Origin of the sequence: Vibrio tubiashii (assembly GCF_028551255.1) — a bacterium.
Taxonomy (GTDB): Bacteria; Pseudomonadota; Gammaproteobacteria; order Enterobacterales; family Vibrionaceae; genus Vibrio; species Vibrio tubiashii_B.
The window spans coordinates 2282961-2307956 of the sequence record NZ_CP117029.1 but is presented as its reverse complement, the minus strand read 5'-3'; the positions used below and the strand labels follow the sequence as shown (position 1 = coordinate 2307956).

The window sequence follows — 24996 nt, the reverse complement described above, 5'->3', positions numbered from 1 at the left end:
TTTTTGCTGTGAAGAGCAAAGCCTAACAGGAGAGCCGAATGTCAGACCAAAGTGCCAAATTTGTTGAAGGATCAACCATGCGACATATTTTGGTTATGTCGGGGGCTGGGTCTGTTGGTCTAATGGCACTATTTGTGGTCGACCTTATCGACATGTTGTTTATCAGTATGTTGGGTCAGGTTGAACTCGCCGCTGCGGTAGGCTTTGCCGGGACGTTAGTTTTCTTTTCAACCTCCATCTCTATTGGTACTTCTATTGCGATGGGGGCGCTGGTTTCCAAAGCTATTGGTGCCAAGCAACAGCAACATGCGCGTGAACTGAGCACAAGTATTATGTTCACTGCAGTGACGATCAGTGTAATAGTCGCGGCGGTGATGTTTGCCTATATTCCAGAGCTGCTTCAAGCCATCGGTGCGCATGGCGTCGCCGCTGAGAGAGCGGAAGCCTACTTAAGAATAATCTTACCTAGCGGCCCTGTTATCGCAGTTGCAATGGCTGCGGGGGCGGGGTTACGTGCCGCGGGCGATGCAAAGCGTTCGATGTGGGCAACACTAGCTGGTGGCATTGTTAATGCGATTCTAGATCCAATATTCATCTTCGGTTTTGGTTGGAATGTAGAAGGTGCAGCACTTGCGTCTGTATTTGCTCGCTTTACTGTGCTGTTTTTCTCAATCTACCCACTTATCCGTGTACATAAACTCGCCGCGAGATTTAACTACGCAGTGTGGTTAAGCAACCTAAAAATTATTATTGCCATTGCGATACCCGCAATTATCACCAATATTGCAACGCCAATTGGTAATGCGATTGTTACCTCAGCTATTGCTCGATTCGGTGAAAACTATGTTGCTGGGTTTGCAGTGATAGGTCGACTCACACCAGTCTGTTTTGCGGTAATTTTTGCGCTTTCAGGGGCTGTTGGGCCGATCATCGGTCAGAACTACGGCGCAGAGCGTATGGATCGCGTTAAAGAGACACTCAATAACTCTTTAATTGTCACCACTCTTTACACCATCGTTGTTTGTATCATTCTCTACTTCGCTCAAGATTTGATTATTCGTATGTTCAGCCTAAACGGTGATGCGCAAGTCATCGTTGCAGCGTTTTGTACCTATGTCGCGGTGAGCTTTATTTTCAACGGTGCACAGTTCGTTGCCAATACCTCGTTCAACAATCTAGGCAAGCCGCTGTACTCAACGGCACTGAACTTAGGCAAAGCGACATTAGGCACTTTACCCTTTGTCCATTTGGGGGTGTTTTGGTTTGGCGCTCTTGGGGTGCTTTACGGTCAGGCAATTGGTACCGTGGTATTCGGTTTGATTGCGATTGTTGTGCTGCGTAAGCATATTTCGGACTTGATGCGTTCAAGTTGCCTTGAGCATGAAGCCTCAGATCCTTCGATTACCAGTGTCAATAGTCAGCCTTTCTGTAGTCATGATGCGGTATTGATTGATGACGTCGCTTCAACAACAGAGATTTCGCAACAAACGGCAGAAAAAGTTTGACCTTGGAGTAGGCTCCAAGGTTTACACTCATAGTGTACAGTGAATGGAGATAAACATATGTGCACTAAACATCAAGCATGCCGCTCAGACAAAGTCGCGGCTAACCCTTCTCAATCAGGCTCTTGCGCTAGCCCTAAAATCTCAACCATTAAAATGGCAGAGGTTGCCAGTGCCGAGTCGAGCTGTTGTAGCTCAAATAGCTGCAGTAGTGGTGCAGACCCTGCTGACGAAGAGGGCGAGCCCAGTTCCTCTGCGCGTTACACCCAAAGTTGGAAAATTGAGGGAATGGATTGCCCAGCCTGTGCTCGCAAGGTGGAAACAGCCGTTAATCGAGTCGATGGCATTGTTGAGGCTAAAGTCCTTTTTGCAACCGAAAAACTCATAATCACTTCTGATAATGTTGGTGTTGCCCAGTTAGTCGAACAAACAATCCTTGATACTGGATTTACCTTTACTAGCCCTAATTCAAAGTCTTCAAAACAAGTATCCACAGGTTGGAAGTCTGTGCTTCAACAGAATGCGCAGATTATCGCTATTGCTTCTGCTATGGCGATCGCCGCTGCAATTAAACCAGCACTTCCACAAATTAGTGAATGGATGTTTGTCATTACCTGCTTGGCGGGACTATACCCCATAGGTAAAAAAGCCATCAGCCTTGCGCGTTCAGGGACGCCTTTTGCGATAGAAACCTTGATGAGTGTTGCAGCACTTGGGGCGCTCTATTTGGGGGAAACCGTAGAGGCAGCAATGGTGCTGTTATTGTTCCTCATTGGTGAACGACTAGAAGCCTTTGCTGCTTCACGTGCCCGTAGTGGTGTGCAAGCATTAATGGAGTTGGTTCCTGAAAATGCGATTAAAATCGTTGATGGTCAGCGCATTGAAGTATCGGCAAGTGAGCTACACCCTGGTGATGTCATTGAAGTTTCACCGGGTGCAAGGTTACCGGCTGACGGTAAGCTTATCGGTGACGTAGCGAGTTTTGATGAAAGTGCCCTCACTGGTGAGTCGATACCTGTTGAACGTTATCAAGGTGACTCAGTCATGGCAGGCGCTGTGGCAGTCGATAAAGTGGTGAGATTTACCATCACCTCAAAGCAGGGCGAGAATGCCATTGATCGTATTCTCCATTTGATCGAAGAAGCAGAATCTCGGAAAGCACCATTAGAGCGTTTTCTGGATAAGTTTAGCCGTTGGTATACGCCGTTGATGATGCTGGTGTCACTACTGGTGATCATTACGCCGCCATTGTTGTTTGCTCAACCTTGGGAAACTTGGGTTTATCGTGGACTGGCACTGCTTCTGATTGCTTGTCCTTGTGCACTAGTGATTTCTACGCCAGCCGCGATCACTTCTGGTTTAGCGGCAGCCGCTCGTCGAGGAGCTCTGATTAAAGGTGGCGCAGCGTTAGAGCAGCTAGGCCGCGTTGAAACCATAGCTTTTGATAAAACAGGAACGCTAACCAAAGGCAAACCTGAAGTCACTGACATTATTGCTTTAGAGGGCTGGACAGAGCAGTCGCTATTGGAAAAAGTTGCCGCCATTGAAGTGGGTTCAAGCCATCCACTGGCGGTATCGCTAGTGAACAAAGCCAAACAACTTGAGTTAGAGATTGTTGAGGCAGAAGACAAGCAAGCTCTGGTCGGTAGTGGTGTGCGCGGTGTGGTCTCAGGTGTTGAGTATCAGGTGAGCGCACCAAGTAAAGTGGATATCACGTTACCTAGTGCTTTGGTTGAGACTATTGAGCAACTCGAAGGTCAAGGAAAGACGGTTGTCGTTGCTATCGAAGCGAAGCATAAAGCGATCGGTCTGGTCGCGTGGCAAGATACTCTGCGTGACGATTCTGCCAAAGCAGTGAAAGCGCTTAATGAGTTGGGTATTCACTCGATTATGCTCACCGGAGATAATCCGCGCAGCGCGCTAGCCATCAGTTCTATGATTGGCATCGACTATAAAGCGAGTCTGCTTCCCCAAGATAAAGTCAGCTATGTCGAGCAACTTTCTGCAAACGGTAATGTGGCCATGGTCGGTGATGGCATCAATGATGCGCCTGCAATGAAAGCCTCAAGCATTGGTATTGCGATGGGAGGTGGGACTGACGTCGCGTTAGAAACCGCTGATGCAGCGATTACCCACAATCGTCTGATTGAACTTGCTGGAATGATTGAGCTTTCGCGGGCTACATTGAATAACATTCGTCAGAATATTGCTCTCGCACTTGGCTTGAAAGGCGTGTTCTTGGTGACAAGTTTATTAGGTATCACTGGACTTTGGGTTGCGGTGCTGGCTGATAGTGGAGCGACTGCTATCGTGACTCTTAATGCATTAAGACTGCTGAAATTTAAGTCAAAGCAAGATTAGATAAATCTACCCAGTAAAAAGCCCCTGCATTGTTGATGTAGGGGCTGTTTTTTATGCAACTAATGAGTTTATATTGCGTAAAAATGTGATGTAAACCGTTTTTATGTGCAAATGTTGTATTTGTTGCGGTTGTTGTTGTGAAGTTTATCACTCTAATGCTTCAAGGAGTTCGCTAGAGTATGTCCTGTACCCGATGAATTTTATAGAGCGTATCGGTTGTTTAATGTGCAACCCAACTACGCCACAATAAGGAGCCCCCTATGTCTCAAGCTGTATTCCACCTTGGTGTTACTGAATCTGATCTTGCTGGCGCAACACTAGCGATCATTCCAGGTGACCCTGCGCGTGTACAAAAAATTGCAGAAGAAATGGAAAACCCAGTATTCCTAGCAAGTCACCGCGAATACACGCTTTACCGTGCTGAACTAGACGGCAAGCCAGTTGTTGTTTGTTCAACAGGTATCGGCGGCCCTTCTACTTCAATTGCAGTAGAAGAACTGGCGCAGCTTGGTGTTCGTACTTTCCTACGCGTTGGTACTACAGGTGCGATTCAACCACACGTAAATGTCGGTGATATGATCGTATCGACGGGTTCGGTTCGTCTGGATGGCGCGAGCCTGCACTTTGCTCCAATGGAGTTCCCAGCTGTGGCAGACTTTGAAGTGGCAACAGCAATGAAAGCGGCAGTTGAAGAATCTGGCGCAACAGTTCACATGGGTGTTACGGCATCAAGTGACACTTTCTACCCAGGTCAAGAGCGTTACGATACCTTCTCTGGTCGTGTTGTTAAGCGTTTCCAAGGTTCTATGCAAGAGTGGCAAGACATGGGCGTTCTAAACTTCGAAATGGAGTCTGCAACGCTACTGACTATGTGTGCGAGCTCAGGTCTTAAAGCGGGCTGTGTGGCAGGTGTTATTATCAACCGTACACAGAAAGAGATTCCAGACCACTCTACGCTAAAAGAGACAGAAGCACGCTCTATTAAAGTGGTAGTTGAAGCAGCACGTAAAATGCTTTAACAATTCGCCTTCTTTAAAAGAACGGCCTTAGATACTAAAAACCTCAATCATAAGATTGAGGTTTTTTGTGCGCTTAGCATTTATAGCTAGGCGATAAACTCTTCAGAATCAGGACGGTTGGTGAACTGTACGCCATTTAAGAAATCACAGAGCAATTGGTCTTCACACGCCTTGTAGTTCTTGTTGCTTGGTTTACGGAAGTAGGCACCGATTTCATACTTGCTTAGGCTAATACCAACAACTTCAAGCACATCCAAAACATCTTCAGCTTTCATGTTTAACGCAATACGTAATTTCATGAAGATCATGTTGTTGGTTAGCTTCTGCTCTGGCTTAGGTTGCTCACCTTCCTTTTTGCCGCGTTTCAGGTTGATAAAACCATTGAGAAAAAGCGCCAGTTCCTTATCTTTCATTTTAGAGACTGACTTGTCAGAGTCGGCTTTCAGCCAGTCATTCACTTGGTTTGGGGCAACAGTGAAGTCTGCTTGCTCAAAAGCTTTAATAATTTGGCTGTTTTTTAGATTTAGCGAATGCTGGATACGACGCAAGATTTCATTGTTAGTCACTGGAGCTGCTCTTTTTACTAGGGTCAAGGTTGACCGGATATTGTCGAACGCGACTTTAGCAAATAAGCGCTATCGGTGATAGAAATAAAACGTCCTTGAGCAAATGACATGCCTATAGGCTCAACCGTTTAGTTAAGGGCACTTAGAGAGTGCCCATTTCAACTGACGATTTTCTTTATGCTAGGGCGACTTTAGGTAACGGCTGATACAAGCTTTCTGTCATATCTGACAACATCTGATCGTAGACTTGCGAAATGATCAGTGAAATATCTGTCGTGAGCTGATAAAGCTCTTCATTCGTCATTAAAATGTCGTCGCTAGCATTAATTTCTGAAAGAGCATGCATCGCCTTTGAGCTTATTGGCGAAGCAATCGACAGCGGACTGATGAGTGATAGTTGATTAAGCTTGCGCCTAGTTTTATCGCAATAGTATTTCACTCTCAGCATACCTTCTGGATAGTGGAGATCCTGAATCGAAATTCTTAGTTGGGTAAGTACCTCCATGCTATCGAGTACCTGCTGCCAATTCATATGGTACTCATCGCTGATATCTTCTCGTCCTGACTCGATCAACCAAGCTATGGCAATTTCATCCATTAAGAACATACAGTGTCTGATGGTTTTGCCGTGAATCACCTGATTGCGAGCCACGGTTCTCTGATCCCACTCCTTGTGTAGCTTTTTCAGCTTCAATTGCAGAATTCGGTACATAGGTTTGTTTTCAAACTGAGCGCTGGCGATGAGTTCGTTCGACCGTTCCATCATAGCGTCATAGTTTTCTTCTAGCTGGCTTTGGTGAATGTCAAAGTGGTGGCTAGTCAACGCCTGATGGGTGATTGCCCTGTGTTGACGACACAGTAACAGTAATTGGCGCAGCAGGATTAAAATCTCAAACTTTCTTTCTAAACCTGAATGACGCTTTTTCGAAAAGTAGAATAAAGTCGCTAGCACGACAAAAGAAATGATGATTGAAAAGAGCACAAACATAACCAACTCCTTGTTATGGATTACCTATAAAGTGGTAGAGCAGGTTTAGTGCCAAAAATAATCTATATATAATTCAATAATTTATGTTTTTAGTGTTCACTCATATGAACTTAATTGGTGCAAGATAGCACTGAAAGTGTGAAGAAGGGCACAAAAAAGCCCCGCTGAATCAGCGGGGCTTTCGATAAGCGTAATGCTTTTTACATTACACGCATACCAGGCTGTGCGCCTTCGTGTGGCTCAAGAATCCATAGGTCGCTACCACCTGGGCCAGCTGCTAGGATCATGCCTTCAGACATACCAAACTTCATCTTACGCGGCTTAAGGTTAGCTACCATGACTGTCAGCTTGCCTTCTAGCTCTTCAGGTTTGTACGCTGACTTGATGCCAGAGAATACCTGACGAGTTTCTCCACCGATGTCGAGTTGGAACTTAAGCAGTTTGTTTGCTTTTGGCACTTCTTCACAAGAGATGATGCGTGCGATGCGCATATCAACGGCTGCGAAAGCGTCAAATTCAATCTCGTCTGCGATTGGATCTTTGTCTAGCTCAGTTTGGCTCGCTTTGTTCTTTTCAGCTTCCGCTTTTTCTTTCGCTGCAACTTCCGCTGCTGCATCTTCTTTAGATGCTTCAACCATAGCTTCAACCTTCTTCGGATCGATGCGGTTGAACAATGCTTTGAACTTAGTGATTTCGTGACCAGTTAGTGGCGCAGCAATACCTTCCCAAGTTAGTTCTTCGTTTAGGAATGCTTCTGTACGTGCAGCAAGCTCTGGCATTACCGGTTTAAGGTAAGTCATTAGAACGCGGAATAGGTTGATACCAACAGAACAGATGTCTTGTAGCTCTTGGTCTTTGCCTTCTTCTTTCGCTACAACCCACGGTGCTTTCTCATCAACGTATTGGTTTGCTTTGTCTGCTAGTGCTGTGATCTCACGAATTGCACGACCAAATTCACGAGTCTCGTAAAGCTCTGCAATGCGATCAGCCGCAGCAGCGAACTCGTTGTAAAGTTCAGGCTCTGCGAACTCTGCAGATAGCTTGCCTTCAAAACGTTTAGTGATGAAGCCAGCGTTACGAGAGGCTAGGTTAACAATCTTGTTTACCACGTCAGCGTTTACGCGCTGAGTGAAGTCTTCAAGGTTAAGGTCTAGGTCATCGATACGGCTGTTTAGCTTCGCCGCGTAGTAGTAACGTAGACATTCTGGATCAAGGTGATCTAGGTAAGTCGCTGCCTTGATGAATGTGCCTTTCGACTTAGACATCTTCGCGCCGTTTACGGTTACGTAGCCGTGGACAAATACGTTGTTTGGCTTACGGAATCCAGCACCTTCTAGCATTGCAGGCCAGAATAGTGAGTGGAAGTAAACAATGTCTTTACCAATGAAGTGGTAAAGCTCAGTAGTACTGCCTTTCTTCCAGTATTCGTCGAAATCTAGACCTTCAGTTTTGTTACATAGGTTCTTGAAAGAAGCCATGTAGCCAACAGGTGCGTCTAGCCATACGTAGAAGAATTTGTCTTTTTCACCTGGGATCTCGAAGCCGAAGTAAGGCGCATCACGAGAGATATCCCACTGCTGAAGACCTGACTCAAACCACTCCTGCATCTTGTTTGCCGTTTCAGCTTGAAGTGAGCCAGAGCGTGTCCACTCTTGAAGCATGCTTTCAAACTGAGGTAGATCGAAGAAGAAGTGCTCAGAGTCTTTCATTACTGGCGTCGCGCCAGAGACTGCTGATTTAGGTTCAATCAGTTCAGTTGGGCTGTACGTTTCACCACAGTTATCACAGTTATCGCCGTATTGATCTTCTGACTTACACTTAGGACAAGTACCTTTTACGAAACGATCCGGTAGGAACATCTCTTTCTCAGGGTCAAACAGCTGAGAAATCGTACGGCTAGAAATGAAACCGTTTTTCTTAAGCTCAAGGTAGATGTGCGAAGCCAGCTCGCGGTTCTCTTCAGAGTGCGTGCTGTGGTAGTTATCGAAGCTAATATCGAAGCCAGCGAAGTCTTTTTGGTGCTCTTCACTTACTGCAGCGATCATCTCTTCTGGCGTAATTCCCATCTGTTGTGCTTTTAGCATGATTGGCGTGCCGTGAGCATCGTCAGCACAGATGAAGTTTACAGTGTTGCCACGTAGGCGTTGGTAGCGAACCCAGATGTCAGCTTGAATGTGCTCAAGCATATGACCTAGGTGAATCGAACCGTTAGCGTACGGAAGGGCACAAGTGACCAGTAGTTTTCTTGGATCAGTCGCCATACTTAATATTCGCTTCTAATGATGTATAAAAAATAGAGAGTAATACTACCTCATCAGACTAGTGACTCCAAGACGGAACGACTGGAATACCTTAGTTTTTTCAGGGTTCAGTATCGGCTGGTGGAGTGTTACGATTAGATGCATAAGGAGGACCTATGCGTCAGTTCACTTCAAAGCAAGATTTCTGTGATTGGTTAAATCAATTTGAGCACCCAAGCCTCGCCCCTGATTGGGCGTCTACGGCGAACTTTGTGTCAGTTGAAGCCAATCAGTTTACTATTGAAATTCCTTTTGCAGCTAATGCGTTAACTCAGGATTTGTCTGAATGGATTGAGGCTGCCCAAAATAAAGGTGAGGTTGCTTCATTTTCGCACAACATTGTTGTTGCCCCGAAACCTCTCGAAACCCATGTTTCTGCGACAGTGAAAGGGGTTAAGAACGTCATCGCGGTGACGTCAGCAAAAGGTGGGGTCGGCAAGTCGACAACCTCGGTCAACTTAGCGCTGGCCTTGTCAAAGTCGGGAGCCAAAGTTGGACTATTGGACGCCGATATTTATGGCCCTTCAGTGCCACTGATGCTTGGCCAAACCAATGCACAACCTGAAGTTCGCGATAACAAATGGATGCAACCCATAGCAGCCCATGGGATTTTTACTCACTCTATCGGCTACCTTGTATCAAAAGATGAAGCGGCGATTTGGCGTGGGCCGATGGCAGCTAAGGCGCTCGCTCAACTGCTGAATGAAACCGAGTGGCCTGAACTGGATTACCTAGTAATTGATATGCCACCGGGAACCGGAGATATTCAACTGACGCTGGCTCAGCAAGTTCCGGTTACCGGAGCAGTCATCGTGACAACTCCTCAAGACTTGGCTTTAGCCGATGCACGTAAAGGTGCGGCAATGTTTAACAAGGTTGATGTGCCAGTGGTGGGTCTTGTAGAAAACATGAGCTACCACATCTGCAGTCATTGTGGTGAAAAAGAGCATATCTTTGGTGCGGGTGGTGCTGAGAAAATGGCCACTGAATATGGCCTTGCTCTTTTGGCTCAAGTTCCACTTCATATTCAGATGCGTGAAGATATTGATAAAGGTATCCCAACGGTTGCTGCGAGACCAGAATCAGAACATGCTCAGCAGTATCTTGCTTTGGCGGAAGCGGTCAGCTCCAGGTTGTATTGGCAGGGCAAAACTAAGCCTGACTCGATCATGTTTACTATGGTCGAATAACCACCTTTATGCACTGCAATAAGAGCGCCTGACGGGCGCTCTTTTTTATTCTTATTCTGTGTAATCGATTGCGCTGAAATCTTTTATTCCATTTAAGTAAATCAAGGCAATCGCGACTGGCAACCGATCGCTGAACTCCCTATAATCAGGCGGTTTATCTAAATTTATACTAATACGCAGGTCTCACTTCGAAAGGCACTGCTAGTATTAGCATATGACACCAATCTAAATCATCGGGTGCAAGAATAATGTCTGATAATAATCAATGCGTCATCGTAGGTATTGCTGGCGCGTCTGCTTCTGGAAAAAGTTTAATCGCGAGCACTATTTACAATGAACTACGTGAAAAAGTGGGCGATCATCAAATTGGTGTGATTACGGAAGATTGCTACTACAACGATCAAGGCCATCTTAGTATGGATGATCGTGTAAAAACCAACTACGACCACCCAAGCGCACTAGACCATGATCTATTGTGCGAACATCTAGAGCAGTTAGTTAAGGGACAAGCGGTAGAAGTACCTGAGTACAGCTACACAGAACACACCCGTACTGATAACACAACGACAATGACACCGAAGAAAGTCATTATTCTTGAAGGTATTTTGCTGCTTACTGACCCACGTCTGCGTGACTTAATGCATGCGACGGTATTTATGGACACGCCACTGGATATCTGTCTGCTTCGTCGTGTTAAGCGTGACGTTGAAGAGCGCGGCCGTACTATGGATTCTGTTCTGAAGCAGTACCAAGAAACGGTTCGTCCTATGTTTATGCAGTTTATCGAGCCTTCAAAGCAATACGCAGACATTATTGTTCCACGTGGTGGTAAAAACCGCATTGCAATCGATGTATTAAAAGCTCATATTGCAAAACTTTTGAAAGCTTAACGCTGAAAAGACGCTTAAGACTTTATTTTTTATGAGATAAGTGGCACTTTTAGTGCCACTTTCTTTTTATGGTCGCCATAAATATTTACCTGATCATTTATACTTGGAGCTAACCCTTAGCAGAAGAGGCGTGCTCACCAAGCAAGGATAATGCTGATGAAGAAACTGTTCCTAATCATAGCAATCCCAGTGGTTGTTATTCTCGGTGCTCTAATTGCACTGGTTACTTTAGTTAACCCAAACCAATTTAAACCACTTATCGTTGAACAAGCGAAAACCCATACTGGTCTTGATCTTGTTATCGATGGTGATATCAGTTGGCAGTTTTTCCCGTCGATTGGTTTCGAGCTAGGTCAAACCGAGCTTCGTAACCCGAAAGGCTTTGAACAATTGAATATGTTCAAGGTGGATACAGTCGGTGTGGATGTATCCGTTATGCCACTGTTCAGTCAACAACTTGAAATCGGCAACATTACGCTTGATGGCGCGGCTTTCTCGCTAGAAACCTTACCGGATGGTCGCAAGAATATTGACGCGCTAACTCAAGCACAAGCGGCTCAAGCTGAGGCGACGGCGGCACCAGCGACTTCAGAAAGCAATTCGCAGCCTGTAACGGAAGAAGCGACTCAAAGTAGTGACGGCGCTTCGGCTTGGACAATCAACTTGGCTGGGGTTACTGTCTCGAATGCGTCGGTTGAAATTCAAGATAAACAAACAGGGTCATTTACCAAGCTGTATGACGTTTCTTTGAATCTGTCTCAGTTTGCAGTTGATACTTGGACTAAAGCGGACTTTGCCGCCAAAGGTGAAGCGAATCAGCAGAAATTTACCGCCAAGGGTGATGCTGAGTTTAAGCTAGCAAAGGGCTTTAAAGAGTACGCGCTACGTAACATTAACCTTGATGCGACATTCAGTGATCCTGCAACAAAAATCGATAGCGCGAAGATTGGGCTAGAAACGTTTGAGTTCGACAAAGCCAATGCGCTGAGCTATGCCGTTGTGGGTAATGCAGCTGGTCTGGATATCGATATGAAGGGTTCGGCTTCATTACAAGTTGATCAAGCGATCAGCAAAGTGCTAACGAACAAAATGGTGCTAGATGCTACGTTCAAAGGTGAGTCATTACCTCAGTCGCCAATGAAGGTAGATATGGCATCAGACTTGTCGTTTGACCTGACTAAGAGCCACCTAAGTTTTGTGCTAGAAAAGCTGACCGCAAATGCATTGGCGTTTGACGGTAAAGCCGATGTGACGTTAGGTGATATTCCTAAAGTTCGATTTGTTTTGCATAGCCCGAATATCGATTTGGACGAGTTTTTAGGATTGGGCAAAGCGGCTCCGGCGCAAGCTCCCTCTGATACTGCTCCAGCTTCAGAAGCACCGCAGCAAAGTCCTGAAAAAGCAGAGCCTGCGCCAACCTCGCCACAGAAACCCGCTCAAGAAGTGGAACCCGATCTCTCTGCGCTGAAAACGTTGGATGTGAAAGGTCAGATTACTATCGACAAATTCAAAGCCAACAATGCCAAAATTCAGAACGTAAAGGCGAGCTTCTCGGTAAACCGAGGTGTGGCAGAACTGACGTCATTTACATCAAACTTATATCAAGGCTCTATCAGTGCTACGGCTCGTCTCGATGCGCGTAAGTCACCAGCAAGCTACACCGCGAAAAAACGCATCAAAGGTGTAAAAGTACAGCCTCTACTGATTGATGTGGCAAACAACGATATGTTGGAAGGCACGGGTAATATTGATGTCGACGTGAAAGGTAGCAGCTTAACCCCAACAGGCATTAAGAAGAATCTAGTCGGTACAATCGTTATTAACTTTGAAGATGGCGCAGTTAACGGCATTAACGTTGCTCAGTTAATTCGTGAGAATTACGCCAAGATCAAAGGTGAGAAGCTAGAAGGTGGTAATGAAGTCCAGAAAACAGACTTTAGTGCAATGAAAGCAACCTTGAAGCTGAACAAAGGCAATGTATCTACCAATGATCTGCATATGCAGTCACCACTACTTCGTATCCGCGGTAACGGCAGTGCTAATTACCTGAACGAAACCGTCGACTTCACAGTCAGTACTTCTATCGTTGGCTCACTGAAAGGCCAAGGTGGTAAAGACATCGATGAACTGAAAGATGTGACGATTCCAATCAATATCTCGGGCTCTTGGGCTCAGCCTAAGTTCAAACTCATCTTTGATGATGTACTTAAGCAAAAAGCTGAAAAAGAGATCGATCGCGGATTGAAGAAGCTCGATGAGAAACTTGGTGAAAAAATCAAAGATGAAAAAACCAAAGAAGCGGTTAATAGCTTAATCAAAGGATTGTTTAACTAAACCGCTTTCCGATTACACTTTCAAACGCGCCATTTATGGCGCGTTTTTTTTAACTCTTTTCTTCTGTCAGTCCCATTTGGACAAACTTACGACACATTCATACAGTCAATGCTTTCTGCTATTGATAAGGTGTACTTTCAATAGAGGAGGAAGCATGAAAGCATTCATATATTCATCACTAGTGATGACAGCAGCATTGACGTCCACCGTATCGGCTGGCGAGTTTGATACCACATCTGAACACGTCGATGGGTGTCCTGCAGCCTTCTTTACTCATAAAGCGATCGTGTTTGATGCAGTCACTGTATGTGCAACGCAGAAAGTGACTTCGCAAAAGCTTGCGTATGCGGCAAATGTGATTGCCGAGTGGTTGGACAATAATCAGGATGGGGTTATTGATGAGCCCGCTCTACTGGATCACCTACGTCGCAATCAAGCGGTATTGGTTATGAGCGAAAGCGGATTTAGTGAAGAGGCTTTCGATGCAATGGATATTGATGGGCGCGTGGGTCAAGATCTTTCTGCCGATGAAACCGATCCAAGCGATCGCCGGGATGCCTCGCAAGAAGAAATCCATCATCTAATCGTCAATGCAGGTTGGCAATCTTTGTATCCCAAACTGTTTAGCGATCAAAAGCGAACCAATAGTGCGCTCTATCAACAGTGGAAAATTGCCGATGAACATGGCTACTATCAATATGATGACTCAACCTGTGATAGTGCGTGTAAAACGGTCGAGTTTTTTTATCTAAGTACGGCAAGCTATTTGGGGTCTAAAGCAGATCTGTTTTCTGATGAATTGAGCCTTAAGACAAGAGCAGAACTGACAGAAAAGCTGCCTGGGGTGGTGACCTTGATGGAATCAAAGGATTATCACTATCCGACGCACAAGTGGCCGGATGGAAATTACCCGCACAAACAAAACATCAAAATCATAGGTCAATAATCGTTCAGGCTTGAGTTAGTCGTGTCAAGTAATCCGTTACGCTGTTAATTGGATACTGTGTAGCGTTTGCGTATTTCGTGGTATTTCGCTGTTGATTGGAACTCTTCAAGAGCTTGTTGCCACCGCTGCAAAACTTTGGGATCAGTACCTTTCGAAAAAGCGATGTAGAGGTCGATATGGAAGAGTTGAATGTTTGAGCGAACAACGCTACTCGCCTCTATTCCTTGCGATTTAAGCAAGCTCGGTATGGCAAATTCGCCCGCAACTATGGCGGTGACTCTGTTGTATTGCAGTAGTCGCGCATTTTCGTTTGGTTGACTGGTTACCCAAAGATTCTCAAAACCTAGGTTAACTAAAGTCTGATGTTCAGGGTAGTTAGCGGTGACTGCAATGTTGTCCCAATTTTTAGCGCTTTCTAAATCATCTTTCGAAGAATCGAACTGTTTTGAGTGAAAGAAGTAGACACCGTCGGAAAGAATAGGGCCAACCCATTCAAACTTGTCATTGCGATTTGGGGTGCGGGCGACGCAAAACAGAGCGCGTTTTGGGAATACTTCTAGCTCCTTTATTGCCCGAGACCAAGGCAGCACTTGTATCTCGTCTTCGATATCGAGTTCATCCAATAAGTGCCTAACGATCTCAACGCCTATCCCGGTCAGTTCTCCATTCGAATCATAGTAGCCAAACGGGGCAAAGTCTTCTGTCATGACCGTGAGTTTGGCATTGACTGAAAGTGCCCAAAACGAGCAAGCTAGGATCAATATCGTTTTAATCATAGCCATGTTCAGACTCCACTAGTTAGATATCATGTCTAGTTAGCATAGTTGATCAAATCGAAGGTCGAAGCGTCAGAGCGTGTTTGGCTAGGGTCGAGTAAAAGCCTGATGGGATATAGAGCAGGGCCGAGTAGATTTAGCCCTGCATACAGAGAACGTAATAAAATTAGCTAAGGATTACCAATCAACACCTTTGAGTGCTTTTACTCCTGACTCAAAAGCGTGCTTGACGTTACGTACTTCGGAGACAGTGTCTGCCATCTCAGTCAAGGTGCGATGAGCGCCGCGTCCAGTGATGATGACCGATTGCATCTTAGGGCGATTGTTTAGCGCTTCAACCAGCTCATCTAATTCAATGTAGCCATAATTGACCATATAAGTCATCTCATCAAACAGGATGACATCAATCGACTCGTCTTGCAGCATACGCTTACACTCTTGCCACACTTTTTGAGCAGCTTCAGTGTCTTGCGCTTTACTTTGGGTTTCCCAAGTAAAGCCTGTACCCATGACTTGAAACTCAACCCCAAGTTTTTCCAGCAAGTTGCGCTCACCGTTGTCCCATGTACCCTTAATAAATTGTGCCACCGAGCACTTCAAACCATGCCCAACAGCGCGTGCTACCGTACCGAAACCCGATGTTGATTTACCTTTACCGTTACCTGTGATTACTAGGAATAGGCCTTTCTCTTCTTGAGCTGCGGCGACTCGTGCATCGATTTCTGCTTTGACTTTTTGTTGACGAGCTTTATAGCGATCTTCCTTTTGATTATCCGTAGACATGATAACTCCATATAGTAAAACGGTTTTCCGCCATGATAGCGAAAAACCGTGTGGTTAAATACCATGAATCAAAAAGGTTATCGGGCTAAATTATAGCTTGATAGATGTTGGCTAGTATTGCTGGCTTGAGAAAACAGTTCAGCACTACTGGTTTCGATATTGTGTGAGTCTTCCACAAGGCTGTCGATTTGTTGATCAACCTTATTCAGCCTTTCTACCAATTCAGACATGGCATCAATTTGAGACTCTGAAGAGCCCGCGATGGTGGAGCACATTTGATCGGCTTGAGAGACATCCTTGAGCGCCTTCTCTATATCCTCTACCGCTTCCTCAATTGAGTTAAGACTTGCTTCACTTGCGCTGCTGCCTTCCTCGGTAATTTGAATCAGAGAGTTAGTCACATTGCCAAGTTCAGATAAAATCTCCTCAACTTGATTGGTTGAATCTGAGGTTTTTTCCGCTAAGCCGCGGACTTCGTCTGCAACGACTGCAAATCCACGGCCTTCTTCACCTGCTCGTGCTGCCTCAATCGCTGCATTAAGGGCGAGTAAATTGGTTTGTTCGGCAATATTGCGAATGATACCCAAAATTTCGGTCACCTTGATGACTTGGCTATTAACTTCGTTGGCAGCCTCGGAGAGATGAGCGCTTTTTTCGGCCATCATCTTATTGTCGTTAAGTGCACTAAGAAGGCGTTGTTGGCCACCTTTAGCACTTTCCACCGCACGATTGAGAGACTCTGAAGTGACAAAGGTATTGTCTTTTACCAATGAGACCGAGTGCTGAGCTTGTTCGCTAAACTCAACTGTGCTCTTAATTTCATCTCTCTGATGGGTGATTTTATTGCTGATAGAGACTAAATGTCGATCGAGGTCTTTTGAAATAGATGTTACTGAGTCTGCTCCTTGATGAATCGGTATCAGGGTTTGCTCCATCTTCTCAATAAAACGATTCATGCTGCGCGCAAGTTGGCCGAGTTCGTTTTGGCGTTTGAATTCGAGTCGTTTGCTCAAATTACATTCGCCTGAACTTAGCTCTTCACAGAGCAAGTTTAACTGTTTCAATGGTTTAACAAGAAGTGAGTTGAGTAAAGCCAGCAGAACAGCAATACAGGTAATGACAGAAATGGCAGCTATAATCATCGACTGGCTGCTTAGTTGGCTGCTTAAGCCTTGAGCTTGAGTGAAGTTCCAATCAGTCACTAAATAGCCAACCAAGGTGTTTTTCTTACCTGAGAAAAGAGGAAGTCCTATTTGATGTTGTTCAGAACTATCTGTCAGCACAGTTTTCTCTTGCAATGCTTCTTGTAGTTCGGGCTGAGACGCATTGTCGCTACTGTAGAGTAGTGTGAGATCAGGTAAAAAAATGTATATACCATTCAAACTGCCATTTTGTGCTTGAAGGGCAATATCTACTCTCTCTTCTATGTTGGCAATCTTCTTAAACCTGACTGGGGTCGCCAGTTGTTCACCTAGAGCGTGACTCGATTGCATGTACGACGATTTATTCAAATTGTAAATAGCATCAATACTGCTGTTCCAATTGAAGAATGAAATCGTCGCCATAGCGAAAATAGATAGAATCGACGCACTGAAAACAACGAGCTTACTAATCGTAACTCGCATATACAGGCTCCAAGGTTAGAGTTCTTCTACATTCACACCAACAGTAATGGCACCGATAACTTGACCAGAACTTGGGTCAGAGATTGCGTAGCTCACTTGAGATTGGAACATTTGGGTCGATTCATCTTCTTCGATTTCGCTGATATGGTAAGCATCAGGGCCGACTAGATAGGTTTGTTGCCATTTCGCTTCATCGCCTTGCCAATAGTCTGAAGTTACCGCGCTTTGTGCCACATTTAGCCCTTTGTTATCCATAACAAAAATTTCAGTGATGACACCTTGGCTATTCTCTTGCATTGATGCGAGTTTTTTCGATAGCTCGCTGCTTAGTTTACTGGTGATAAGCGGCGCGTTGGATTGACCAACCTGACTGCGCCAATCATTGTCTAATGAGGTGATTTGGCTTTGATCGAGTTGGCTACTCTCTTGATTCTGTGCCTTGATCGCAGAAACGACATCAGCATCGGAAGCGATGGCTTTTACATCGTTCATTGCAAATTCAGTTAGAGCCGCTTCAAATTCGTTAGCAAAAGTAGAGAGAGGTAATAGCAGCGCGATTGCAGTACATAGCCTTTTCATAGTTAAATCCTTTTAAGTCTGACGTTGTTCTATAAAAGCGTAGACGTAAATATTATTTTGTGAAACTGAATTCATATTTTTTGGGGGTAAGGTGAAGAAATTATTAGTGGTTTGTATGGGAAATATCTGCCGCTCTCCTACTGGTGAGGCAATCCTTAGAGCAAAATCGCAGCAACTCCGTATTCCTGTGGAGGTGGACTCGGCTGGTACCATTGGCTATCACCAAGGAAACCCACCAGATTCAAGAGCCAAAGCAGCAGGTGAGCGGAGAGGGTACTCATTTAAAGGGATTCGTTCACGTAAAGTCGTTAGCGGCGATTTCGAAGATTTTGACCTTGTTTTAGCAGCAGATCGAGATAATTTTGCCGATTTAATTGCGCAATGTCCTCAGCACTTACAACACAAAGTAAAACTGTTTCTCGACTATTCCGATTCTGAATATGACGAAATCCCCGATCCATATTACGGCGGGGATAGCGGCTTTGAACTGGTATTGGATCTTATAGAAGAAGCTTCAGAGAATGTACTGAAGTCCCTGTGAATGGGTAAGTAGAATGGCGGTGTGGTTACGCCGCCATGACTCTGCCACTAAAGTAATCATTAGAGACGATATATTCGGTATTGCGAATCAATTCATCCTGTACTTCTGCCCAATGCGAATTATCGTGTTCAATAGCAGGGACAACGCCGCCAACGCGAATGTTGAAAGGAGTGAGTTCTTTAGCCCAGCTCTGGGTAAACCCTGCCACCATCGAAGTTGCATTGTCGAAGCCTGACATATCCTGATAGTCAGGGTGAGAAATCACATTAACAATCACGCCATTTTTTTGTTCTTCACGCATTCTTTCGGCGGTTGCTTGACCAAAGCTAAACAGTGTCGCAGCCATCAAAGAGAGCCTTTGGGTAAACAAGTCACTGCCTTGATGATCAAAAATATTCGGCATCGCCTCTGCGGTTAGCGTGTTGATCAAAACGTCGGGGGATCGCTTGATCGTTTGATCCATGAATGTGAATAAGTATTGGATTGAACTGAGTGAGTGATCATCTATAGGGCATTGATAGACGCTGTCTGATATCTCTTGGCACAGCTGATAGGTTTGAGCGAGCTGAGGTGTTTTTCGGTCACACAAAACCAGCGTTGCACCAAGCGAGGCAAAGTGATAAGCGAGCGTACTTCCGATCTGAGAACCGGCAGATGTCACTAAAATTACAGCATTTTTTATATCCATTGGCTTACCCCCATAAGCAATGCATGCTCTAAAAGATGTCCACATAGCATGGTAGATTAACTGTGTTTTAGTTGTGAATAACGTCAAATAACTCTTCGCTCAGTATGACAATGTTCGATTATTTGGCGCTATTCACATTATGCAGGCCTATTGTTAAGCAAGTCCGAAAAATGAGACACGAAAAATGTGATCAAATACGATCCTTTAAGCTTGGGTTTGGATCTGGAAGGTGCGCTGAGCTTTTATGAGCTGATTATAAAGATCGATTGGCATCAACTCTTTTGGCTCTTTCTCTCCCATTGCACGACGTTGGTGACCAGACAGGTTGTGATACACCTCTTCAGGAAGGTTATGTGTGTCTTCTGGCAGATAGGTTAAGGCGTCAGGGGTAAGGTAATGGCTCAGTTTGGTACTAGGGAGCCCTGAACTGTGAAATAGGGAAGCTTGTGTTGCCGATACCTGGTAAGAGCTTTGATCGGAGCGAAGCTGTTGCGGCGCTTGCAGCTCAAATTTTTTGCGCAGAGCTTGTTCGCTGGTATCTATCTCATCGACCTTTTCAAGCGGGGTATTGTCACGAACATCGTCAGAAAACATCGACAAAATGAGCGCGAAATCAGCTCGGCGTCCTTCATGTACGGCATGGTTAATACCCGTGCCAAACTGAAGCTCGCTGATAATGGCTGCTTTGTCTAAAGTGTGAATTTGCATGATGTTCCTCGTTCGTTGCTTTTATAGCGACTTAGTAGCGGGAAACTTTAGGAAAATCATAGCTTGAAACGAAAAAAAGCCAGCAAACTGCTGGCTTTTAAAATGACTAAATTTAAATCCTAGGGAGGAGGATTATTTTGCTAGGTTTTCTGCAACGAAGTCCCAGTTAACTAGTGCCCAGAAAGCATTCATGTAGTCTGGACGAACGTTACGGAAATCGATGTAGTAAGCGTGTTCCCATAGGTCAACAGTAAGAAGTGGAGTTGTACCTTCTTCTGTTAGAGGCGTTGCAGCGTTAGACGTGTTAACGATCTCTAGAGAGCCGTCTGCTTTCTTAACAAGCCAAGTCCAAGAAGAACCGAAGTTGTTGATCGCAGAGTCTGTGAATTTCGCTTTGAACTCTTCGAAAGAACCGAATGCAGCGTTGATAGCGTCAGCGACCGCACCTGTTGGCTCGCCACCCGCGTTTGGCGCTAGACAGTGCCAGTAGAACGTGTGGTTCCAGATTTGTGCAGCGTTGTTGAATACACCACCAGTAGAAGTCTTGATGATTTCTTCTAGAGATTTGCCTTCAAACTCAGTGCCAGGAATAAGACCGTTTAGCTTAACAACATAAGTGTTGTGGTGCTTACCGTGGTGGAAATCTAGAGTTTCAGCTGAGATATGTGGTTCTAGTGCGTCTTTCGCGTAAGGAAGAGCTGGTAGTTCAAATGCCATTGCTCGATTCTCCATTTATATGAAAGGGTTGCCCCTCTCGATTGCTTCCAGTGTTATTTATAATTCATGGCTCGCAAGTGCCAACCATGGTCATTTTGCTGACTTGCGCTCTAGTTTAGCAAGTTTTTACTTTATTAAAAGCTCAGGCTGTAAATTTCTATATGAAAATTCTTTATTAGATAATGACAGTTGATCTCAAAAAAGCGCGAAGCCGACTATAACCATACTCATATTAGGCTTTTTATTCTGTGCTAATGGTTTAGAATGTGCAGAATATTTGCCGTAACTCCATTAAGAGGAAGCAATGGAAACTATCGATAAAATCAAACAGCAGATCGCAGAAAACTCGATCCTTCTTTACATGAAAGGTTCGCCTAAACTACCTAGCTGCGGTTTCTCTTCTCAAGCAGCTCAAGCTCTTATGGCTTGTGGTGAAAAATTCGCTTACGTAGATATTCTACAAAACCCTGATATCCGTGCAGAGCTACCAGCATACGCACAGTGGCCAACTTTCCCTCAACTTTGGGTTGAAGGTGAGCTGATCGGTGGTTGTGACATTATCATTGAAATGTTCCAAAAAGGTGAACTGCAGCCTCTAGTTAAAGAAGCAGCAGAGCGCGCAGGAACAAGCGAAGAGTAATCTTTCGTTATTAGAAGTACTGTTTAAATTTACAGTTTTTCTTGATTTCTAAGGGCCACATTCGATAATGTGGCCCTTATTGTATCTGTTTTTCCCTATCTTATGTCTCGTCTCTTCATTGCTGAAAAACCAAGCCTTGGCCGCGCAATTGCCGCTGCACTTCCTGGACCAAAGAAAAATGATCAGGGTTTTATTCGTTGTGGTAATGGCGATGTAGTGACTTGGTGTATTGGGCACTTACTTGAGCAAGTTGAGCCTGATGCCTACGATGAGCGCTATAAAAAGTGGAATCTGGCCGATTTACCGATAGTCCCTGAACAATGGCAACTAAGGCCAAGAAAGTCGGCGAGTAAGCAGCTGACGGTAGTACGAAAGCTTTTGAAGGAAGCGAATCATATCGTTCATGCCGGAGACCCTGATAGGGAAGGGCAACTGCTGGTGGATGAAGTGCTCGATTACTGCAAGGTAAGCAAAACGAAAAAAGAAGCGACGCAGCGTTTGCTGATTAGCGACTTGAACTTACCTGCGGTTAAGCGTGCTTTAAGCCAAATGCGCAGCAACCGTGACTTTGTGCCGCTGTCGGTTTCTGCTTTAGCGCGCTCTAGAGCAGACTGGTTGTATGGTATGAATATGTCTCGCGCCTATACCCTACTAGGGCAAAAGGCGGGCTATCAAGGCGTATTGTCAGTCGGTCGAGTGCAAACGCCAGTGCTTGGCTTAGTGGTGCGCCGTGATGAAGAGATAGATAACTTTATCCCTCGTGATTATTTTACTCTTCACGCCCTTATTCCGTATCAAGATGGCTCAAGTACGTTTGATATACGCGCTTGCTGGAAACCGAGTGACGCGTGTAAACCTTGGCAAGACGAAGAGGGGAGAGTCCTTAATCGTAAGCTAGTGGAAAATGTCGCTAATCGAATCGCGAACCAACCAGCAAAAGTTGTTGAATCGGAACAAAAGCAAACCAAGCAATCAGCGCCACTGCCTTATTCATTATCTGCCCTGCAAATTGATGCGGCAAAGCGATTTGGTATGAGTGCGCAGCAGGTGCTTGATACTTGTCAGTCTCTGTATGAAAAGCACAAGCTGATCACTTATCCCCGCTCTGATTGCCGCTATTTACCGCTAGAGCATTATTCCCAAGCGAGTAGTGTTTGTGATGCGATCAGCAACAATGCCAAAGAACTTGGCAGTGCCGTATCAGGAGCGAATCTGAGCCTTAAATCCAAAGCATGGAATGATAAAAAAGTCGATGCTCACCATGCCATCATCCCGACACCGAAAAAAGCGTCGGTGAATGCGCTGTATGGCAATGAGATGAAGATTTATCAGCAGATTGCGCGCCAATATTTGATGCAGTTCTATCCGGCGGCAGTGTATGCAGAAGCCAAGCTGGTATTTGATATCGCAGGTGGAACCTTCATTGCCAAGGGGCGTCAACTTGTATTGGCAGGCTGGAAAGAACTGATGGGTAAAGTTGATGATGAAGACGCAGGTGTTGATGCGGTTCCTCCATTACCAGAAGGGAGCGTTCTAACTTGCCGAGAAGGTGAGATTAAAGACCGTAAGACAGAGCCGCCGAAACATTTTACTGAAGCGACATTACTTCAGGCAATGACGGGGATAGCCCGTTTTGTGGAAGACAAAGAGCTGAAAAAAATACTCAAAGAGACCGATGGCTTAGGGACAGAAGCGACGCGTGCAGGCATCCTTGATACTCTGTTTAAACGCCAATTATTGCAGCGCCAAGGCAAGTCTATTCTCAGTACGCCAGCAGGTAGAGGCTTGATACATGCACTGCCATCTGAATCGACCTTTCCAGATATGACAGCAAACTGGGAGCACCAGTTGCAGGGTATGGCGGAGCGTAACCAAGCCTACCAACCTTTTATGCAAGCACTACAGCAGCGGATCGATGGTTTAATGCATCAAGTCCGTAGCGGAGAGGTTCCTGAGTCTTTGCGCCATCTACCTAAAGTAGAGCGTCCGGCATACAAACGCAAAAAAGGCGGCTATCGTAAGAAATCTACCGCCAAGTCGACATCTAAGAAGTCTAATACCAATCGGGATAAATAGGTGTTCAGATATTTATTCTGCTTGGTATCAACCTACTTTGCGCCCACAGCGTTTAAACAACAGTTGCCAATAATCGACGTGACGACGTATAGCTTGACGAAACTCCACATGGTGTTTCTTTAGTGGATACACATAGCTATGAATGCTTGGCTTGGGATCAAACAGATTTAGGTTTGATGACAGGGTCTGATAATAGCCATCGAGTTGAGCCATGTAGGGTTGCACCTTACCCACAAATTGCTGTTCAAAGACATTGTTGAGATATTTGAACTTAGTGGTATCACGATTTTGAGCGCAGATTATATTGTGGTCATATTCTGTGAGTTGTTGGGTGACGTGGTTTAGTTTGCTCGTTGCCATCGCGAGAGAGTAGCTAAGATTGCCCACAATAAGCTTTTTCTCAAGAATCTCTTGAACGTCAATTACTTGGTTACTTACGTTGTCAGAAGCGAGATTCAAAGTTGCTAACGCTTGATTGATTTCAACCACTGTTTGGCCAAGGTTAGGCTCTAGCCAGCGAGTTCCGCTAAGCTGTTTCTGCATCGCATCACTCGCAAATATTAGGTTCCAATGATGCGTCTCAAACTGAGACTGCTTTTGTTGTTTTATCTCGACAAGTTTCATTACCAAATCTGGTTCTAGGGCGTTACTGTTTATGCACCGAGAGAGGCCATCCAACAACGCTGTTTGGTAGTCATAATTACGAAACTCGTCGGCAACTTTACCTAAAACGGAGTTCTTCTCCGCTATCAGATTAAACAACCCACATTGCCTTAATTGGTAACTGTCGAGCAGGCCGATTGAGACAGAAGGCACATCAAGGTATAAATCGCGCTTTCGGGGCAACTGAGCGTAGCTCACTGAATCTTTATTTACTTTGGGTGCGTCTTGCACTCTTGCAACGCGAGTTAGGTAGTCATCAAAAGGCTCACTGGGTGCGTTGTCTCTACACCCAGTAACGACTCCGATGGTTAGGCCAACAATTAAAAGCGTGCGAAGTGTCTGTTTCATACCTTGATTCTAGTCGGACTTAGATAAAACTATATAGCCAAGTTACCAAGGTAAACGATCACCGTTGTAGTTAATAAACTCACCAGAACAGGCTTGATCTGTTTGTTCAATCACTTTGATTAAACCCTTTGCGGAAGTGTCGGTATCAATCAACGCATTAGGCCCGCCCATTTCAGTTTGTACCCAGCCAGGGTGAAGCGCTAACACGGTAAAACCTTCAGCTGTCAGATCGTTGCTTAAGCTTTTAACTACAGAGTTGAGGGCCGCTTTTGACGAGCGGTAAATGTAGCCACCACCTGAAGTATTCTCAGTCATGCTGCCGACTTTAGACGAGAGGCAAGCAATTTTCTTTAGCTGCCCTTTTCGCAGGTTAGGGTATAAAGTCTCCACCAGTTTCAACGGTGCAATGGTGTTGATTTCAAACACTTTTCGCCACTCATCAACATCGGTGTTACCAAAGCCATAACCTTTTGGCCCGTAGTAGCCTGCGTTGTTGATTAGCAAATCGATAGCGGGTAACGCGTTAGCAAATTCACTCAGTCCTTGATAATCCGTGATATCTAATGGGTGACAGGTTAGGTTGTTACCTTCCAACTCCAGAAGATCCGGCGAACTACTCTCTGAACGATAAGTTGCGTGAACTTGCCAGCCTTGAGCAAGATAGTTTTTCGCTAAGCTTAATCCTATACCACGGTTAGCTCCGGTGATTACAACAGTTTTCATCGCAAGTCCTTTAGATATTCTTAGAGTGTTTAT

The 24996-nt window shown here is 45.1% G+C and carries 22 protein-coding genes; 10 read left to right on the top strand and 12 right to left on the bottom strand.

Annotated features, from left to right (window positions below; genetic code table 11):
• Nucleotides 1-38 precede the first annotated feature (38 nt).
• The 3 genes from LYZ37_RS10435 to udp all read left to right on the top strand — a co-directional run bounded on the left by LYZ37_RS10435 (nucleotide 39) and on the right by udp (nucleotide 4882).
• Complete coding sequence (locus LYZ37_RS10435; RefSeq protein WP_272785449.1) at nucleotides 39-1505, top strand: MATE family efflux transporter; 1467 nt, start codon at nucleotides 39-41, stop codon at nucleotides 1503-1505.
• A gap of 57 nt (nucleotides 1506-1562) precedes the next feature.
• On the top strand, nucleotides 1563-3863 hold the full coding sequence (locus tag LYZ37_RS10430) for a zinc/cadmium/mercury/lead-transporting ATPase (protein WP_272785448.1): 2301 nt from the start codon (nucleotides 1563-1565) through the stop codon (nucleotides 3861-3863).
• A gap of 260 nt (nucleotides 3864-4123) precedes the next feature.
• Nucleotides 4124-4882 carry a uridine phosphorylase gene (udp, locus tag LYZ37_RS10425; RefSeq protein ID WP_004748435.1) on the top strand — a complete coding sequence of 253 codons (759 nt, stop codon included), beginning with the start codon at nucleotides 4124-4126 and terminating at the stop codon, nucleotides 4880-4882.
• 86 nt (nucleotides 4883-4968) lie between these two features.
• Here the strand turns inward: udp and LYZ37_RS10420 are convergent, their stop codons facing one another.
• The 3 genes from LYZ37_RS10420 to metG all read right to left on the bottom strand — a co-directional run bounded on the left by LYZ37_RS10420 (nucleotide 4969) and on the right by metG (nucleotide 8697).
• Nucleotides 4969-5448, bottom strand: coding sequence for a DUF1456 family protein (locus LYZ37_RS10420; protein WP_272785447.1), 480 nt, complete (start codon nucleotides 5446-5448; stop codon nucleotides 4969-4971).
• A gap of 175 nt (nucleotides 5449-5623) precedes the next feature.
• Nucleotides 5624-6436 carry a hypothetical protein gene (locus LYZ37_RS10415; RefSeq protein WP_171321022.1) on the bottom strand — a complete coding sequence of 271 codons (813 nt, stop codon included), beginning with the start codon at nucleotides 6434-6436 and terminating at the stop codon, nucleotides 5624-5626.
• A 200-nt stretch (nucleotides 6437-6636) separates the two neighbouring features.
• A complete protein-coding gene (metG, locus tag LYZ37_RS10410; RefSeq protein ID WP_272785446.1) occupies nucleotides 6637-8697 on the bottom strand; it encodes a methionine--tRNA ligase in 2061 nt (686 codons plus the stop codon).
• Nucleotides 8698-8852: 155 nt separating this feature from the next.
• Between metG and apbC the strand changes: the two genes are divergently transcribed.
• From apbC to LYZ37_RS10390, 4 genes are all read left to right on the top strand, one after another.
• Nucleotides 8853-9926 (top strand): iron-sulfur cluster carrier protein ApbC, encoded by a 1074-nt coding sequence (gene apbC, locus LYZ37_RS10405; protein WP_272785445.1) that lies wholly within the window; start codon nucleotides 8853-8855, stop codon nucleotides 9924-9926.
• A gap of 248 nt (nucleotides 9927-10174) precedes the next feature.
• Nucleotides 10175-10816 carry a uridine kinase gene (gene udk, locus LYZ37_RS10400; RefSeq protein ID WP_171321025.1) on the top strand — a complete coding sequence of 214 codons (642 nt, stop codon included), beginning with the start codon at nucleotides 10175-10177 and terminating at the stop codon, nucleotides 10814-10816.
• 156 nt (nucleotides 10817-10972) lie between these two features.
• A complete protein-coding gene (locus LYZ37_RS10395; RefSeq protein ID WP_272785444.1) occupies nucleotides 10973-13150 on the top strand; it encodes an AsmA family protein in 2178 nt (725 codons plus the stop codon).
• A 154-nt stretch (nucleotides 13151-13304) separates the two neighbouring features.
• Nucleotides 13305-14096, top strand: a complete 792-nt coding sequence (locus LYZ37_RS10390; protein ID WP_272785443.1) for a hypothetical protein — start codon at nucleotides 13305-13307, stop codon at nucleotides 14094-14096.
• Nucleotides 14097-14140: 44 nt separating this feature from the next.
• On the opposite strand, the gene LYZ37_RS10385 is transcribed toward LYZ37_RS10390, so the two are convergent.
• The 4 genes from LYZ37_RS10385 to LYZ37_RS10370 all read right to left on the bottom strand — a co-directional run bounded on the left by LYZ37_RS10385 (nucleotide 14141) and on the right by LYZ37_RS10370 (nucleotide 17859).
• A complete protein-coding gene (locus tag LYZ37_RS10385) occupies nucleotides 14141-14878 on the bottom strand; it encodes a substrate-binding periplasmic protein (RefSeq protein WP_272785442.1) in 738 nt (245 codons plus the stop codon).
• A gap of 171 nt (nucleotides 14879-15049) precedes the next feature.
• Entirely contained in the window at nucleotides 15050-15655 is a 606-nt protein-coding gene (gene cobO, locus LYZ37_RS10380) for a cob(I)yrinic acid a,c-diamide adenosyltransferase (RefSeq protein ID WP_272785441.1), read from the bottom strand.
• 77 nt (nucleotides 15656-15732) lie between these two features.
• Nucleotides 15733-17280: a methyl-accepting chemotaxis protein gene (locus tag LYZ37_RS10375; RefSeq protein WP_272785439.1), complete on the bottom strand. Its 1548-nt coding sequence runs from the start codon at nucleotides 17278-17280 to the stop codon at nucleotides 15733-15735.
• 15 nt (nucleotides 17281-17295) lie between these two features.
• Nucleotides 17296-17859 carry a hypothetical protein gene (locus LYZ37_RS10370; protein WP_272785438.1) on the bottom strand — a complete coding sequence of 188 codons (564 nt, stop codon included), beginning with the start codon at nucleotides 17857-17859 and terminating at the stop codon, nucleotides 17296-17298.
• A 91-nt stretch (nucleotides 17860-17950) separates the two neighbouring features.
• Here LYZ37_RS10370 and LYZ37_RS10365 point away from each other — a divergent pair, with 91 nt between their 5' ends.
• The gene (locus tag LYZ37_RS10365; protein WP_272785437.1) at nucleotides 17951-18400 is read left to right on the top strand and encodes a low molecular weight protein-tyrosine-phosphatase; all 450 of its coding nucleotides are present in this window, start codon (nucleotides 17951-17953) and stop codon (nucleotides 18398-18400) included.
• Nucleotides 18401-18425: 25 nt separating this feature from the next.
• Here the strand turns inward: LYZ37_RS10365 and LYZ37_RS10360 are convergent, their stop codons facing one another.
• The 3 genes from LYZ37_RS10360 to sodB form a co-directional block, all read right to left on the bottom strand.
• On the bottom strand, nucleotides 18426-19088 hold the full coding sequence (locus tag LYZ37_RS10360) for an SDR family oxidoreductase (protein WP_239825327.1): 663 nt from the start codon (nucleotides 19086-19088) through the stop codon (nucleotides 18426-18428).
• Between the two features lie 204 nt (nucleotides 19089-19292).
• A complete protein-coding gene (locus tag LYZ37_RS10355) occupies nucleotides 19293-19796 on the bottom strand; it encodes a VC2046/SO_2500 family protein (protein ID WP_272785436.1) in 504 nt (167 codons plus the stop codon).
• A gap of 132 nt (nucleotides 19797-19928) precedes the next feature.
• Nucleotides 19929-20513, bottom strand: a complete 585-nt coding sequence (gene sodB, locus LYZ37_RS10350) for a superoxide dismutase [Fe] (protein WP_004748456.1) — start codon at nucleotides 20511-20513, stop codon at nucleotides 19929-19931.
• Between the two features lie 304 nt (nucleotides 20514-20817).
• Between sodB and LYZ37_RS10345 the strand changes: the two genes are divergently transcribed.
• Together LYZ37_RS10345 and LYZ37_RS10340 are read left to right on the top strand one after the other, a co-directional pair.
• Nucleotides 20818-21153: a Grx4 family monothiol glutaredoxin gene (locus LYZ37_RS10345; protein ID WP_004748458.1), complete on the top strand. Its 336-nt coding sequence runs from the start codon at nucleotides 20818-20820 to the stop codon at nucleotides 21151-21153.
• A 102-nt stretch (nucleotides 21154-21255) separates the two neighbouring features.
• The gene (locus tag LYZ37_RS10340; RefSeq protein WP_272785435.1) at nucleotides 21256-23229 is read left to right on the top strand and encodes a DNA topoisomerase III; all 1974 of its coding nucleotides are present in this window, start codon (nucleotides 21256-21258) and stop codon (nucleotides 23227-23229) included.
• 27 nt (nucleotides 23230-23256) lie between these two features.
• On the opposite strand, the gene LYZ37_RS10335 is transcribed toward LYZ37_RS10340, so the two are convergent.
• A complete protein-coding gene (locus LYZ37_RS10335; protein ID WP_272785434.1) occupies nucleotides 23257-24240 on the bottom strand; it encodes a DUF3080 domain-containing protein in 984 nt (327 codons plus the stop codon).
• 42 nt (nucleotides 24241-24282) lie between these two features.
• A complete protein-coding gene (locus LYZ37_RS10330) occupies nucleotides 24283-24963 on the bottom strand; it encodes an SDR family oxidoreductase (RefSeq protein WP_272785433.1) in 681 nt (226 codons plus the stop codon).
• Between the last annotated feature and the right edge of the window lie 33 nt (nucleotides 24964-24996).

Excerpts from the sequence above, each read along its gene's own strand:
- LYZ37_RS10435 (WP_272785449.1), top strand. The coding sequence starts at position 39 with ATGTCAGACCAAAGTGCCAAATTTGTTGAAGGATCAACCATGCGACAT.
- udp (WP_004748435.1), top strand. The coding sequence starts at position 4,124 with ATGTCTCAAGCTGTATTCCACCTTGGTGTTACTGAATCTGATCTTGCT.
- LYZ37_RS10330 (WP_272785433.1), bottom strand. The coding sequence starts at position 24,963 with ATGAAAACTGTTGTAATCACCGGAGCTAACCGTGGTATAGGATTAAGC.
- udk (WP_171321025.1), top strand. The coding sequence starts at position 10,175 with ATGTCTGATAATAATCAATGCGTCATCGTAGGTATTGCTGGCGCGTCT.
- LYZ37_RS10430 (WP_272785448.1), top strand. The coding sequence starts at position 1,563 with ATGTGCACTAAACATCAAGCATGCCGCTCAGACAAAGTCGCGGCTAAC.
- LYZ37_RS10340 (WP_272785435.1), top strand. The coding sequence starts at position 21,256 with ATGTCTCGTCTCTTCATTGCTGAAAAACCAAGCCTTGGCCGCGCAATT.
- cobO (WP_272785441.1), bottom strand. The coding sequence starts at position 15,655 with ATGTCTACGGATAATCAAAAGGAAGATCGCTATAAAGCTCGTCAACAA.
- LYZ37_RS10335 (WP_272785434.1), bottom strand. The coding sequence starts at position 24,240 with ATGAAACAGACACTTCGCACGCTTTTAATTGTTGGCCTAACCATCGGA.
- LYZ37_RS10370 (WP_272785438.1), bottom strand. The coding sequence starts at position 17,859 with ATGAAAAGGCTATGTACTGCAATCGCGCTGCTATTACCTCTCTCTACT.
- LYZ37_RS10385 (WP_272785442.1), bottom strand. The coding sequence starts at position 14,878 with ATGGCTATGATTAAAACGATATTGATCCTAGCTTGCTCGTTTTGGGCA.
- LYZ37_RS10345 (WP_004748458.1), top strand. The coding sequence starts at position 20,818 with ATGGAAACTATCGATAAAATCAAACAGCAGATCGCAGAAAACTCGATC.
- sodB (WP_004748456.1), bottom strand. The coding sequence starts at position 20,513 with ATGGCATTTGAACTACCAGCTCTTCCTTACGCGAAAGACGCACTAGAA.
- LYZ37_RS10395 (WP_272785444.1), top strand. The coding sequence starts at position 10,973 with ATGAAGAAACTGTTCCTAATCATAGCAATCCCAGTGGTTGTTATTCTC.
- apbC (WP_272785445.1), top strand. The coding sequence starts at position 8,853 with ATGCGTCAGTTCACTTCAAAGCAAGATTTCTGTGATTGGTTAAATCAA.
- LYZ37_RS10390 (WP_272785443.1), top strand. The coding sequence starts at position 13,305 with ATGAAAGCATTCATATATTCATCACTAGTGATGACAGCAGCATTGACG.
- LYZ37_RS10375 (WP_272785439.1), bottom strand. The coding sequence starts at position 17,280 with ATGCGAGTTACGATTAGTAAGCTCGTTGTTTTCAGTGCGTCGATTCTA.
- LYZ37_RS10355 (WP_272785436.1), bottom strand. The coding sequence starts at position 19,796 with ATGCAAATTCACACTTTAGACAAAGCAGCCATTATCAGCGAGCTTCAG.
- LYZ37_RS10360 (WP_239825327.1), bottom strand. The coding sequence starts at position 19,088 with ATGGATATAAAAAATGCTGTAATTTTAGTGACATCTGCCGGTTCTCAG.
- metG (WP_272785446.1), bottom strand. The coding sequence starts at position 8,697 with ATGGCGACTGATCCAAGAAAACTACTGGTCACTTGTGCCCTTCCGTAC.
- LYZ37_RS10415 (WP_171321022.1), bottom strand. The coding sequence starts at position 6,436 with ATGTTTGTGCTCTTTTCAATCATCATTTCTTTTGTCGTGCTAGCGACT.